The 13,890-nt window shown below is 29.0% G+C and carries 8 protein-coding genes and 2 riboswitches; of the genes, 3 read left to right on the plus strand and 5 right to left on the minus strand.

The features are described from left to right. Positions 1 to 108 precede the first annotated feature (108 nt). The 3 genes from smc to FVE73_RS05735 all read right to left on the minus strand — a co-directional run bounded on the left by smc (position 109) and on the right by FVE73_RS05735 (position 6,629). Positions 109 to 3,738: a chromosome segregation protein SMC gene (gene smc, locus FVE73_RS05725; protein WP_018498788.1), complete on the minus strand. Its 3,630-nt coding sequence runs from the start codon at positions 3,736 to 3,738 to the stop codon at positions 109 to 111. A 289-nt stretch (positions 3,739 to 4,027) separates the two neighbouring features. After that, on the minus strand, positions 4,028 to 5,311 hold the full coding sequence (locus tag FVE73_RS05730; protein WP_018498789.1) for an exopolysaccharide biosynthesis polyprenyl glycosylphosphotransferase: 1,284 nt from the start codon (positions 5,309 to 5,311) through the stop codon (positions 4,028 to 4,030). A 439-nt stretch (positions 5,312 to 5,750) separates the two neighbouring features. Then, entirely contained in the window at positions 5,751 to 6,629 is an 879-nt protein-coding gene (locus FVE73_RS05735; protein WP_232058492.1) for an acyltransferase, read from the minus strand. A gap of 267 nt (positions 6,630 to 6,896) precedes the next feature. On the opposite strand from FVE73_RS05735, the gene FVE73_RS05740 reads away from it, so the two are divergent. The 3 genes from FVE73_RS05740 to FVE73_RS05750 are packed head-to-tail and all read left to right on the plus strand — an operon-like array spanning position 6,897 to position 11,229. Continuing rightward, complete coding sequence (locus tag FVE73_RS05740; RefSeq protein ID WP_018498792.1) at positions 6,897 to 7,691, plus strand: class I SAM-dependent methyltransferase; 795 nt, start codon at positions 6,897 to 6,899, stop codon at positions 7,689 to 7,691. A 49-nt stretch (positions 7,692 to 7,740) separates the two neighbouring features. Continuing rightward, complete coding sequence (locus tag FVE73_RS05745) at positions 7,741 to 9,477, plus strand: ABC transporter ATP-binding protein (protein WP_018498793.1); 1,737 nt, start codon at positions 7,741 to 7,743, stop codon at positions 9,475 to 9,477. A gap of 12 nt (positions 9,478 to 9,489) precedes the next feature. After that, the gene (locus tag FVE73_RS05750; RefSeq protein WP_018498794.1) at positions 9,490 to 11,229 is read left to right on the plus strand and encodes an ABC transporter ATP-binding protein; all 1,740 of its coding nucleotides are present in this window, start codon (positions 9,490 to 9,492) and stop codon (positions 11,227 to 11,229) included. 73 nt (positions 11,230 to 11,302) lie between these two features. On the opposite strand, the gene FVE73_RS05755 is transcribed toward FVE73_RS05750, so the two are convergent. Both FVE73_RS05755 and FVE73_RS05760 read right to left on the minus strand, forming a co-directional pair. Continuing rightward, positions 11,303 to 12,646 (minus strand): alanine/glycine:cation symporter family protein, encoded by a 1,344-nt coding sequence (locus tag FVE73_RS05755; protein WP_018498795.1) that lies wholly within the window; start codon positions 12,644 to 12,646, stop codon positions 11,303 to 11,305. 206 nt (positions 12,647 to 12,852) lie between these two features. Continuing rightward, positions 12,853 to 12,932, minus strand: a riboswitch (glycine riboswitch). Positions 12,933 to 12,935: 3 nt separating this feature from the next. After that, a riboswitch (glycine riboswitch) is annotated at positions 12,936 to 13,039 on the minus strand. A 109-nt stretch (positions 13,040 to 13,148) separates the two neighbouring features. Beyond that, a complete protein-coding gene (locus FVE73_RS05760) occupies positions 13,149 to 13,871 on the minus strand; it encodes a Fic family protein (protein WP_018498797.1) in 723 nt (240 codons plus the stop codon). Positions 13,872 to 13,890: the final 19 nt, after the last annotated feature.

Here is a 13,890-nt window from a genome sequence, read left to right on the forward strand (position 1 = left end):
AACTGTTTCACATTTCTCCTTTCCAATTTTAAAAAGTTATACTTTTTATTTATTTATCTATATTTTATCAAAAATATCAAAAAAATTCCAGTAAAAAAATTTATTAAATTACACATCCACCGAAACAATTTTAGTCTCCCCAATCTCTTTATTCATCGTAACTCCATAAAGCCGATGTGACCCCTTCATCGTCTCCTTATTATGAGTTATAAGAATAAATTGCGATTTATTAATAAACTGATGCAGCAATTCAATAATTTTTTTAGTGTTTTTTTCATCAAGTGCCGCCTCAATTTCATCAAAAAATGTAAACGGACTTGGCCTAAACATAAAAATCGCCATTATAAACGAGACTGCAAGCATTGATTTTTCCCCACCTGAAAGTAAAAGTAAAGTCTGTTCAGGTTTATTTTTATATTTTACACTTAATTCTAATCCAGTCGTAAGCACATTTTCAGGATCTGTCATTTTAATTATTCCTTTGGCACCATTTAAAATCGTTTCACACATATATTGAAAATTTTTATTTATTTGTTCATAAGCCATAAAAAACTTGCTCGTAACTTCCTCTTCAATTTCTCTAATAAATCCAAGTAACGATTCTCTGCTCTCAAACAAATCCCTCTTCTGTGCCACAATATTCTGATACCGCTCATTTTCATGCTCATATTCTTCTATTGAAGCCATATTTACAGGTCCAATATTTATACGATTTCTCTCATTTAAAGATAATTTTCTTTTCGTTGCTGCAAGCTCTTCTTCACTAATAATCTCAAAATATTCTTCATCATTAAAAATTTCATCATTTTCAAGTTCCTTAAATTCAGAAGTTTTAAATTCCAATTCACTCTCATTTCGTGTAATTTTTTCTATGATTTTTTCATATTCATTTTTACTTTTCAGAATATTCATTTCAATTTCTTTAATTTCCGCAATTAATTTCCTTTCACTTCCTTCAACTTCTTGAATTTTAGCTTCTGTTTCTTGAATTTCTTTTAAAATATTTACTTTGCTTTTTTCATTTGCCTTAATTTCAGACTTCATATTTGAAATTTTATCTATTAGTTCACTTCCAAACAATTCCTTCTTTTTCTCAAATTCAATTAATTCAGCCTTTTCACTTAAAAGTTTTTTATAATCAATCTCAATTTCTCTAAAACGATTTTTATTATTATCTGTTTTGACTTTTAAAACTTCATATTCCTTATCCGCCACATTTAATTTTTGAACAAATTCATCAATATTCTCAAGTTTTTTCAATTCTTCATTCAAATTTTTCATTTTCAGATTATTCTCTTTAATACATTTTTCGATATTTTGAATTAATTTCAGATTTTCCTTTATTTTAGTTTCTTTCTCTAAAATAAATTTCCCACTTTCAGAAATTTCATAATTCAAAGTATTAATTTCCCGCTGTTTTCGACTAAATTTAACACTAAAATCATCATAATTATTATTAAATGACTGATAATTATTTTTAAAGTTCTCAAATAATTTCTCTTTCTCTTCCTTTTCTTTTTCAACTTTTTCAGCTTCTAAAACAACTTCCGATAACTTTTTCTTAAATTTATCCAAATTTTCCCTATTTGTCTCAATCTCAGCTTCCAGACGCTTCAATTCCTTTTTTCTTTCTAAAATCTCATCTTTTCCCTTAAACGAATGCCCACCAGTCATTCTCCCCCGAGAAGCAATAATATCTCCCTCAAGCGTAACAATTCTATCATTGAATCCCTTTTTTAAAAGCTCTGTTCCAACTTCCAGATTTTCCACAACAACAGAATTTCCATAAACAAATTGAATAACTTTTTTTATGTTTTTATCTACAAATTTAGCATCAACTTTTACAATATTTCTTGCAAAATCAATAATTCCATTTTCTCCATTTGTATTTAAAATAATATTCTGAATTTCCTCTTTTGACATTTTATTTTGAAAATCACCTTGGTGTAAAGTTTTATCAATAATAGGTAAAGTTTCATTCATTTTTGAAACTCGAATATTTTCAATTGGCAGAAACGAAGCTCTTCCAAGTTTTTTTCTTTTCAAAATTTCAATACATTTCTTCCCAATTTCACTATCTTTAACAACAATATCTCGAAACATTCCTCCAGACAAAGTCTGTACCGCTTCCTCAAATCCCGATGGAACATCAATCAAATTAACAAATGCCCCAATTACTCCATCAATTTTTTCATTTAAAATATGCTTTACACTTTGATTAAATGTCTCATTTTTTTCAATTGCATTAGCAATAGCCTTTTGCCTAACTTTATAATTTTCCAATTTATAACTGATTTCATTTTTTCCCCTATTAATTTTTGAATATTCTTTTCTCAATTCATCAGTCTTTTCATTAAGCTTCTGAATTTTTTGTTCCCTTTCAAGTTTTTGCTTTTCCTTTTCTGATTTCTCCACTTCATAAGCCTTCTTTTCCTGACTTATCTTATCAAATTCAGCTTCCAAGTCCATCTTTTCGGCAATTTGTCTTTTATTCTCATTTTTAGCCCCAAAAACTCTTTTTTCCAAATCCTCATTTTCTCCAGCAACTTTTATCTTATCCACTTCAAAATCAGAATTTTTTTGTATCCGTTCCTTCAATTCAAGTGCAATTTCATTTCTCTTCTTTTTTACATCCTTAACTTTAACTTCCAATTCAGTCTTTTCTTGTTCCTTTTCAGTTAAATCCTTTGTTATAAGCTCAAGCTCATTTCTGGAATCATTTAAAATTTTCTCCTTTTCCTCAATATCCTTTTCTAAAATTCCTTTCCTTTTAGCCTTTTCATTAGCTTCGGTTTCTAAGTTAGAATTTTGATTCATGAGTTTTGAATACTTTTCCTTCAATATTTCCAGATTTTCAAAATTTTTATTTCTTCGATTTTTTTGGCTTTCCAGATTTTCTTGTAATTTTACCCTAATTTCATTAGTCTTTTCAAGTTCAGCCTGCTTTCCAGAAAAACTTTTTTCATTTTTTTCCAGTTCTTCCTTTACCTCCTGACTTTTCTCCTCATATTCATATTTCAACGAAGTTTTCTCATTAACATCATACTCTAGAACCATAAATCTCTGAATATTAATCTTCTTGCTGTATTCTTTAAAAAGTTTTGCCTTTTCCTGCTCACCTTTTAAATAATCAACCCGTTGTTTCAAGTCCTTTTCCACATAATCAATTTTTTCAATTTCATTTTTCAAATCCTGTAGCTTTTTCTCAGACTCATCCTTTTCAATCTTAGCCCTCTTAACTCCAGCTGCCTCTTCAATAATTTCTTTCAATTCCTTTGGTGAAGAACCTATAATTCTCTCCACTCGCCCTTGCCCAATTATTGAATAAGCCTGTTTTCCAATCCCAGTATCCATAAAAAGATTATGAATATCTTTAAGCCTGGATTTCCTGTTATTTATCAAATATTCATTTTCCCCTGTCTTGAAAATCCTTCGGGTAATCTTAACCTCTGAAAAATCCACATCCAAATATCTATCCTCGTTATCAATAATAAGACTGACTTCCGCCATAGACTTTGGCTTCTTGTTCTTCCCGCCAGAAAAAATAATATCTGAACTCTCCTTAGCTCGTATATTCCTATAACTTTGCTCTCCTAAAACCCACAAAATCGCATCCAGAATATTACTCTTCCCACTCCCGTTAGGCCCAACAATCGAAGTAATCCCATCATCAAACTCCACAATAGTTTTATTTGCAAACGATTTAAATCCAGTTAGTTCCAATGCTTTTAAGTACATCTTTTCTCCTATTTCTCCATTTTTTTTAAATAAAATTCAATCATATTTCTACATTTAAAATCATATTTTTTCTTTTTTTGCTAATGCTATATAACATTTTCTTTATTAGCTTTGTTCGACAACTTAATATTTTTTATTTTTAATAAAAGGTTTTACTTATTTGTGAATAATATTTATTTCATTATATTTTGAAATTTATATTGCTATCGAAAAGATTCTATTTACTTTACAATAAGAATACTTTTTAACTCCTTGATAAATAAAGAATCTACATGTTTACTACAAATTATTATCTCCCTTTTCCAAAAATTACAATCGTAACCGTCTTCAGTAATATCTTCATATCAAATAAAATATCGTGATTTTTTATATAATACAAGTCATACTGTAATTTTCTATAAGCATCTTCAATGCTTGCTCCATACGGATACATAACTTGAGCCCAGCCAGTAAGACCAGGCTTTACAGTATGTCTTAGATTGTAGTACATAATTTCTTTCTCAAGCTGTTTTATAAAGAATTCTCTTTCTGGACGTGGTCCCACAAAGCTCATTTCTCCACGTAGCACATTCCATAGTTGCGGCAATTCATCAACCCTTGTAAGACGCATAAATTTTCCAAATTTTGTAACACGATTGTCATTTTTAGTAGCCCATTTTGGTCCATCTTTTTCTGCATCAGTTGTCATTGAACGAAATTTGACTATTTTAAACGGCTTATTTCCTTCCCCAATTCTTTCCTGAATAAAAAATATCGGTCCTTTCGACTCCAGTTTTATTATTATCGCAGCAATAATCATAATTGGAATGACACAAACTCCGATTAAAAGTGCAAAGATTATGTCAAGAATTCTTTTTGCCTTCAAGTTAAAGCTATTATAGTAAATTTCAAAACCTGTATTTTCCAAAAACCACTTTGGACTTAAATTTGAAACTGGTAATTTATTTTCATACATTTCATAAAATTCCAAATAATTATAATACTGCATTCCATTAAGTTTATACTGCAAAAGTTTATCTACGAGTTTTGTATCATACAAAAGATTATTTGTAAAATCTACAATTATGTCAACTTTTTTATTTTCACAAAGATCTAACAATTTTTTTGTTAAAATAGTTATATCTTTTTTTTCCTTCAAAACATCTGATAATTTATATTGACTATCTTTTTTTATACTTTCCAGCAGGTCATTTGTATACCCATTTTCTCCAACAAATACAACTTTTTTCTTTTCAGCCAGTCCAATCATTACGATATACCGATATATAATCTGGAACATTGTAATTAACCCAAATAAAATTATCGCCTCATTTAAAAGAAATATTTTAAAAAGTTTTATAACTATTACAAGGATAAAATTAATTATAATTATAATCGCAATATCCCGTAATTTATATCTTCCTGTCATATTATAAACATTCGCCACATAATAAATTATCATCGAACAAACAATTACAATTACATTTGTAAATCCAAGTCCACGATTTATAAGCAGCAATCCTACCAAATACATCACAACCGTCAATATCCCAAATAAATAGGAATAATTTTTTTTCATTCCACGTACAGCCATCTTAAATTACACTTCCTTTTTTCATTTTTTCTTTAATAACAAATTTATCTAACGAAACTATTTCATTAAGTAGATAAAATTTCCAAATCATAATATTTTTTCTCCTTTCATCTATACATCCCATATTATTTATAAAAATCTATAAAATCCAATTAATGAAATATTTTAATTCCCTTCAATTTTTTTGTAAATCCTTACTTTAATTCAATTTTTTTATAAAATTGCCTATTTATCCCAGTTAAAAGATTATACAGCACTTTTAATATTTTACTTGTAAAAAAAGATAACAAAAATACTATTACAAACGTAACAATTATATATAAAAAATAATTCACTTTGAATTTTAATATTTTTTCACAAAAAAACAAAAAAATCGGATGAATTAAATAAATATCATAAGTTTTCGCTGATACAGACTTTATAACATTTTTTACTTTGGCTAAATTTTTTCCCCATCAAAAGTATTTACAAAAAAATCATAAAATAAAACTGTTGCTCCAAAAACACCAATTGAATGATAATCATAAAAATAATCAAAAAATTTACTATTTGATTTTGTAAATATATATGTTAAAAAGATAATCGAAAATATCATCATAAAAAAAATTATGTATTTTTGCCACTTTTTCATATTTAAAGGTTTTTCAAAAAGTAAGTAGCCAATTAAAAAATATCCGATATATTGCCCAACTGGAGAATATATTTTTATATTTTTCCTAAAAACTGCATTTAAAAATGGAATAACAATTATAAAAGCAATCCAAATATAAACTAAATAATCTATGCTCTTTCTATCAACTTTTATCACAATTTTTCTCAAAAATGGAGTTATTAAATAAAGCAATAATATCATATAAATATACCATAAATGATAGTAAATTTTTCCTTGAAAAAAGTCTGAAAAAAAATTATGATAACTTTCCTTTTTGGAAAAAATTAAAATTATCGTTTTATAAGTTGATTTTCTAAAAAAAACCAAAAACAATTCATCGTTTTTTACATCTTTAAAAATTATTACAAATATAAAAAAAACAACAGAATATATAAAAAACTTTGGAATAATTTTTACAAATCTCTTTTTAAAAAATACTTTCACATCCTCATCTTTCCTTAATAAAAAAAATCCACTAACCATAACAAATAGTGGCACGCACATTCTGCTAAAAGAATCTATAATATTTGCCGTCATCCATCTGTTTCTAGATATTTCACCATAACTATACAGCTCACTTGCAACAATATGAATAAATAAAACCATACTAATCGCAATACATTTTAAAATATCAAAATTAAAAAATCTGTCCTTACTTTTTACCATTTATAAATCTCCAAATTTATCAATTTCCTTTAATAAAAATATAACTAATTTTACCATAGTTTAAGGTAATTTTCAATCGTTTTTACCTTTATACATTTTATATATAAATGAATTTAGAAACAATAATTATTCTATTCAAATTCTAAATTTATTTAATTTTAATAATGTGATAAAAATTTTTATATTAAAAATTTGCATTTTTAATAAATATTGGTATAATTATATCGAATAGTTTGCTAACCAAAATATTTGAAGGAGGAAAGAAATATGAAAATAAAACTAAACAATATTTCAGAAACTATGCTTATTACTTTGCATGCACGTGCGAAGGATGCTGAAAGTAAAAATCCAATTTTAAATGATAAAAAATCTTCCGAGATTCTTTCACAGCTGGATTATGATTTTTCAAAATTTGAGAAGGCGTGGGCTTCGTACTATGGGATTCTTTCACGTGCGAAAGTGATGGATAATGAAGTAAAAAAATTTATGGAAAAATATCCAGATTGTGCGATTGTGTCAATTGGCTGTGGACTAGATACAAGATTTTTACGAATAGATAACGGAAAAATAAGATGGTTCAATCTTGACTTGCCAGAAGTTATTGAAAAACGAAAATTATTTTTTGAACCTAATGAACGAGTTACAGATATTGCAAAATCTGCATTTGATTCAGCGTGGACAAAGGATATTAAACTGGAAGGGAAAAAATTGCTTATTATTTCCGAAGGTGTATTAATGTACTTTGAAGAACAGCAAATTAAACAGTTTTTGGAAATACTGACTGATAATTTTGATTCTTTTGAAGCTCAATTTGACTTGCTTTACAAAGGAACAGTTAAAATGAGTAAAAAACATGATACCTTAAAAAATATGGAAGCAAAATTTAGTTGGGGAGTAAAAGATGGAAGCGAAGTCGTAAAATTGAATCCAAAATTAAAACAGACTGGACTTATTAATTTTACCGATGAAATGAAACATCATCTTCCTGGCTGGAAAAAATTGTTTATTCCATTCTTTTACATTTTTAATAACAGACTTGGAATTTATACTTATGAAAAATAAATTTATTTTTTAATTTATTTCCTTTTCTAAAATGAATGGAGGGATTATTATGAAAGAATTGAAATATTTGCTAAGTTTATCTGGTAAACATAAGATGAAGCTAATTTTTTCAGCAATATTCAGTATAATTGGTACGACATTGTCTGCTGTGCCTTATCTTCTTGTGTATCAGATTGTTCTGGAGCTTTTTAAGGCAAATATTGATTATTCAAGAATAAAATTCTGTGTTTTTATTGCGATATTTTTTATAATTGTAAAAATAATTATGCAGATTTTATCAGGGGTATTTTCACATATTGCGGCTTTTTCGATTTTGTACAAAATTCGGATTGATTTGATTGAGCATTTGTCAAAGCTGAATATGGGATTTTTTAAGAAAAATATGTCTGGAAAGCTGAAAAAGATTATTAATGAGGATATTGAAAAATTGGAACTCTTTATTGCACATCAGATTCCAGATTTATCTTCAGCTCTTGTAACTCCGATAATATTTTTAGGGATTATGATTTACTTTAACTGGAAATTGACACTTGTTTTATTTATTCCAATTATTCTAAGCATAATGGCACAGGGAAAAATGTTTCAAAGTTATGGGAGTCGTGTTGAACATTATTACACTCTTCTTGCAAACTTAAACGCTACTATTATGGAATACATAAATGCAATGAACGTTATGAAAGCATTCAACCTTACTGCTAAATCATTCAAGGATTATCGGGATATTACTCAGGAATATGCAGATTACTGGATTGAGCTTACAGAACTAAGTGTGCCGTTTTACTCGATTTTTCTCTGTCTGACTGATTCGGGGCTGCTTTTCATTATTCCGGTTGGCGGACTTATGCTGTTTTATAATCAAATTTCAGTATCTGTGTATATTCTATTTATTTTAATGAGTACAATTTTTTTAAGCTCATTAAAGGCATTATTTGACTTGGCACACCATCTTTCCGCATTGACTAAAGGGCTAGGAAAGATTATGGAAATCAATGGGGAACAGGAGCAAAAATCTGGAAACACAAATTTCCCTTCTAATTTTTCAGGCTATATAAAATATGAAAATGTAAATTTTGCATATAAAAATAAAAATGTTATAAATGACTTTTCCTTGGAAATAAAGGCTGGAACCTCAACTGCACTTGTAGGGCCTTCTGGCTCAGGAAAAACAACGATAGGACTTCTGCTTGGAAGATTTTGGGATATAAATAGCGGAAAAATAACTATTGATGGAACTGATATTAAGGATTTTACTTACACAGGATTGGCTGACAATGTTTCGTTTGTCTTTCAGGATACATTTATGCTTCACGATACTATTTTTGAGAATATAAGAATGGGAAGGGATTATTCGCTGCAAGAAGTGGAAAATGCTGCAAAAAAGGCACAAATTCACGATTTTGTAATGTCCTTGCCTCAGAAATACGAAACTGTGATTGGAGAAGGCGGGATTAAATTAAGTGGAGGGGAAAAGCAGAGAATTTCAATAGCTCGTGCCATTTTAAAAAATGCCCCAATTATCGTACTGGACGAAGTTACTTCCTACTCTGACATTGAAAACGAAGCCAAGATTCAGGAGGCTCTGCGTACTTTACTAAAAGGGAAAACTGCCATTATCATTGCTCACAGGCTTTACACAATAAAAAATGCCGATAATATCGTTGTAATGAATAAAGGACGTATTACCGAGCAAGGTACTCACAAGGAGCTTCTGCAAAACAAGTCAGAATACTGGCATTTATGGAATTTATATAGCGATAATGATTTGATGGAAAATAAGGAAATTTAGGGGGTGTAGACAATGATTAATGATATTAGAAATATAAGAACTCTTGCTGGAAATAAATATAAAAATCTTAAAAAGCCAATATTTTTTCTAACAATAGATGCTATATTTTATATGATGAACTACGCAATGTTTTATTTTACAATTATTGATTTGATGAATAATAATTTTACAATGAAAAAGTTGATAATCTATACTTTTATTATGATTTTTGCAATCATTTGCAGATTTGTATTAAATCGTATCGGATATATTGGAATTCAAAGTGAGGGAGCTAAAATTATTCAGGATTTGAGAATCAGGATGGGGGATCATTTGAGAAACTTGAATTTGGGATACTTTAACAGTCACAATATTGGGAATATTATTAATATTATGACAAATGATTTACAGGATTTTGAGCAGGTTATAACTCACAGCACATCAGAAATTATAAAGTTATCCATACTGACAATTTATCTTCTGTTAATTATATTTGAAATTTCACCTCTACTTGCCATACTGCAACTGATAATCTCCCTGACTGGATTAATATTTGTCATTCTGGGAACGAAAAAAGGTGCAAAAATAGCATTGAAAAAAAAGCATACTATGGATAATGTTGTTTCACGTATGGTGGAATATATCGCCGGAATGGAACTTTTTAAGGCATATAATCTGACTGGGGAAAAATTCAAGAGGTTAAAGGACAGTTTTAATGATTTGAAAAAGGAAAGTATAAATACTGAAATTGCTCTTGCCCCCTATGTTATGATTTTTCAGCTTATTACGGATATTTCCTTTGCCTTGCTCCTGTTAGTATCTACACAGCTTTTTATGGCTTCTTCCATTAATAAAGTAGAATTTTTTTCATACATAATTATTGGACTTTCACTTTCAAACGTGCTAAAAGCCTTTTCTACACAATATACTTTTATCCAATACTTGAAACTTGCCACAGATAAACTGATAAATGTGCATAATGAAAAGGAAATTTCCTATGAACTTGAAAAAGTTACTTTACCAAATTACAATATAAAATTCCAGAATGTAAGTTTTTCTTATGAAAAAGACACTCCTGTCCTAAAAAACATCACTTTTGAAGCAAAACAGGGGACAAAAACTGCCTTAGTCGGTTCGTCAGGCTCTGGAAAAACAACTGTTACCAGCCTTATTGCAAGATTCTGGGACTGCCAGTCTGGCGAAATTACCATTGGCGGAATAAATATCCAAAAAATATATCCTGAAGAGCTGCTTACAAATATAAGCATGATTTTTCAAGATGTCTACTTGGTAAATGACACTTTTGAAAATAACATAAGGCTGGGAAAACCTAAGGCTGCAAGGGAAGAAGTGATAAATGTGGCTAAAAATGCCAATTGCCACGATTTTATAATGGAAAGCGAAAATGGATACGACACTGTAATCGGAGAAGGCGGCTCTACTTTGTCTGGTGGAGAAAAACAGAGAATTTCAATTGCAAGAGCCTTATTAAAAGATACCCCAATTATTTTAGTTGATGAAGCCACAGCCTCACTTGATGCCGATAATGAATACGAAATAAGAAAATCTCTCAATATTCTTACAAAAAATAAGACTGTAATTACAATCGCCCACAAACTCAACACAATAAAGGATTATGACAAAATCATAGTTATGTCCGACGGGATAATCGAAGAAATTGGAAATCATGAGCAGCTTATGGAAAATAAAGGACGATATTACAAAATGTATACTGAAATGGAAAAGGCACAGTCAGAATTTGAATTAATTTAATATAAAATATACCCAATCTTGAATTTTTCAATCAAAAATTTGGGTATATTTTTCTTTTTTATATCTCTAATTATTAATCTTTTAACAACGGATCTTTCTTCGTAACTTCAACTACCAATTTATGTAGCCCAATTAACGCTATCAAATTCGGAATTACCATAAGCCCATTAAACATATCTGCAAGTTCCCACACTAAATCAACTTTTTGTAGCGAACCTGCCACTATACAAGCCATTACTAAAGCTCTATAAACATTAAGTGCTTTTTTACCAAATAAATATTTTACATTAGCTTCTCCAAAGAAATACCATCCAATTATTGTTGAAAAAGCAAAAAAGAATAATGCAACTGCAACAAATATTACTCCAAAATGCCCCAATACTGCTTGAAATGCTTGCTGTGTCAATGAAATTCCAGTTCCATTTGCTCTTCCATCTGCAATCAGTATTACTAATGCTGATAATGTTAAAATTACAAATGTATCAATGAAAACTGTAACGATTGCAACGTGTCCTTGATCTTCAGGATTTTTTACTTTCGCAATTGCATGTGCATGCGGTGTTGAACCCATTCCAGCCTCATTTGAGAACAACCCTCTCGCCACTCCAAATCTTATTGCTTTTCTCATTCCAGCTCCTGCAAATCCACCTAAAACTGCTTTTGTAGAAAAAGCATTAATAAAAATTGCCTTAAATGCCATACCTGTATTTCCAATGTTTAATAAAATAATAGCAACACATGTTACAACATATAAAATTGCCATAATTGGCACAATTTTTTCAGTAACTGAGGCAATTCTTTTTACTCCACCAAAAAATATAAATCCAGATAAAGCTGCTAAAAATAATCCTGTTACAACTGTTGGAATATGAAAAGCATTATGAAAGGCATCCCCTACCGAATTTGCCTGAACTGCATTTCCCATAAACCCTAAAGCTAAAATACATGAAACTGCAAAGAATCCTGCTAAAAATTTAGCTGCTTTTCCACCATTAAATAAAGTTTGGATATAATAGGCAGGACCTCCTGTCATTTCTCCATCTTTTTTCTGTTTAAAAATTTGGCTTAATACTGCTTCTGAATAAATAGTAGCCATTCCAAAAAATGCACTTACCCACATCCAGAATATCGCTCCAGGCCCTCCAGATACAATCGCTGTTGCAGCTCCTGCAAGATTTCCTGTTCCAACTTGTGCAGCGATTGCTGTTGCTAATGCCTGAAATGATGACATTCCATTACTATCCGCCTTTTCTCCACTAAGGTCAAATCCACCTGTAAGTTGTTTTAATCCACTTTTAAATTCTCTAATTTGAATAAATTTCAGTCTAAAAGTGTAAAATATACCAGTTCCAACTAACAAAATAATTAAAACAACTCCCCAAAAAAATCCATTAAAATCCTTAATAACGTTTAACATTTAAACTTTTCTCCTTCTATTTTTATATTTTGAATTTTAAATGAATGTAGAATTTAGGCTGTGTATTTCAAACAAATAACATTATAATTCAGATTTATTTAAATAAAAAAAGTTGCTCTCTACTTTAAAATAAAGTATAGACAACCTCTAAAAATTCTTTTTATATAAAAAAACAAATATAAAATTATAATTTTATATGTATCAATCTCTGTTCTTTTACCTGAGAGTTTAGGGAATTTATTCCTTTGCTCCTTCGGTGCAGCCATCTAAGACTATCTCTCCAGAGGTCCGTCCACTATGAGTCCTTTTACCTGAAAGAGTCACTTCTTCGGTGTTTCAATTATATTTTTAATATTTTTCTAATATAATTAAAATCTCTCCTCATACCTTCATCCAATTTATTCAATTTTTTACATATTATCATATTTTTTTTAGTATGTCAAAAAATATTTTTTAATGTTTTTTTATTTAATAATTTTTATATTGTTAATAAATTCAAATCTTAATATTTTACTTCAAAATAATCAAGCATTTTTTTCATTTCATCTTGTGCCATAAGACAAGTATCATAAAGCCATCCCTTTTCACTCTCATAATTTTTTAACCCACGATAATAAAACATTTTATACTTATCTTCCAATATAAAAGGCACAATATCATTTTTCAGACATTCCTTAAACATTATAAGCCTTCCAACTCTCCCATTCCCATCTTGAAATGGATGAATTTTTTCAAATTCATAGTGAAAATCTATAATTTTTTCAACAGTTATTTCAGTTTGGCTATTATAATTTTCCAAAAGTTTTTTCATCTTTGCCTCAACTTGTTTTGGACTCACAGTCCTATTTCCACCAACCGTGTTTGGCTTTTGCTTATACTCGCCAACCTTAAACCATTCAATTTGTGAATCACTCGTATTACTTTTAAGCAGAAAATGAAGTTTTTTTATATATTTTTCAGAAAGTTTTTCATTTGCATGTTCAATAATAAAGTCAAAACATTTAAAATGATTTAAAGTTTCAATCACATCTTTAACTTTCACTGTTTCATTTTCCGCAAAAAAACTATTTGTTTCAAAAATATGTCTTGTCTGATCTTCTGTCAATGTACTTCCTTCAATATGATTACTATTATAAGCAAATTTAATTTGAAGATTATGATACAACATTCCTTTTAAATTATTATTTTTTTCTTCAAGCAAAGTTTCCAGTATATAATTTTTCATTTATATTCCCTTTTTTCAT

This window comes from Leptotrichia wadei (assembly GCF_007990545.2).
GTDB classification, from domain to species: Bacteria; Fusobacteriota; Fusobacteriia; order Fusobacteriales; family Leptotrichiaceae; genus Leptotrichia; species Leptotrichia wadei.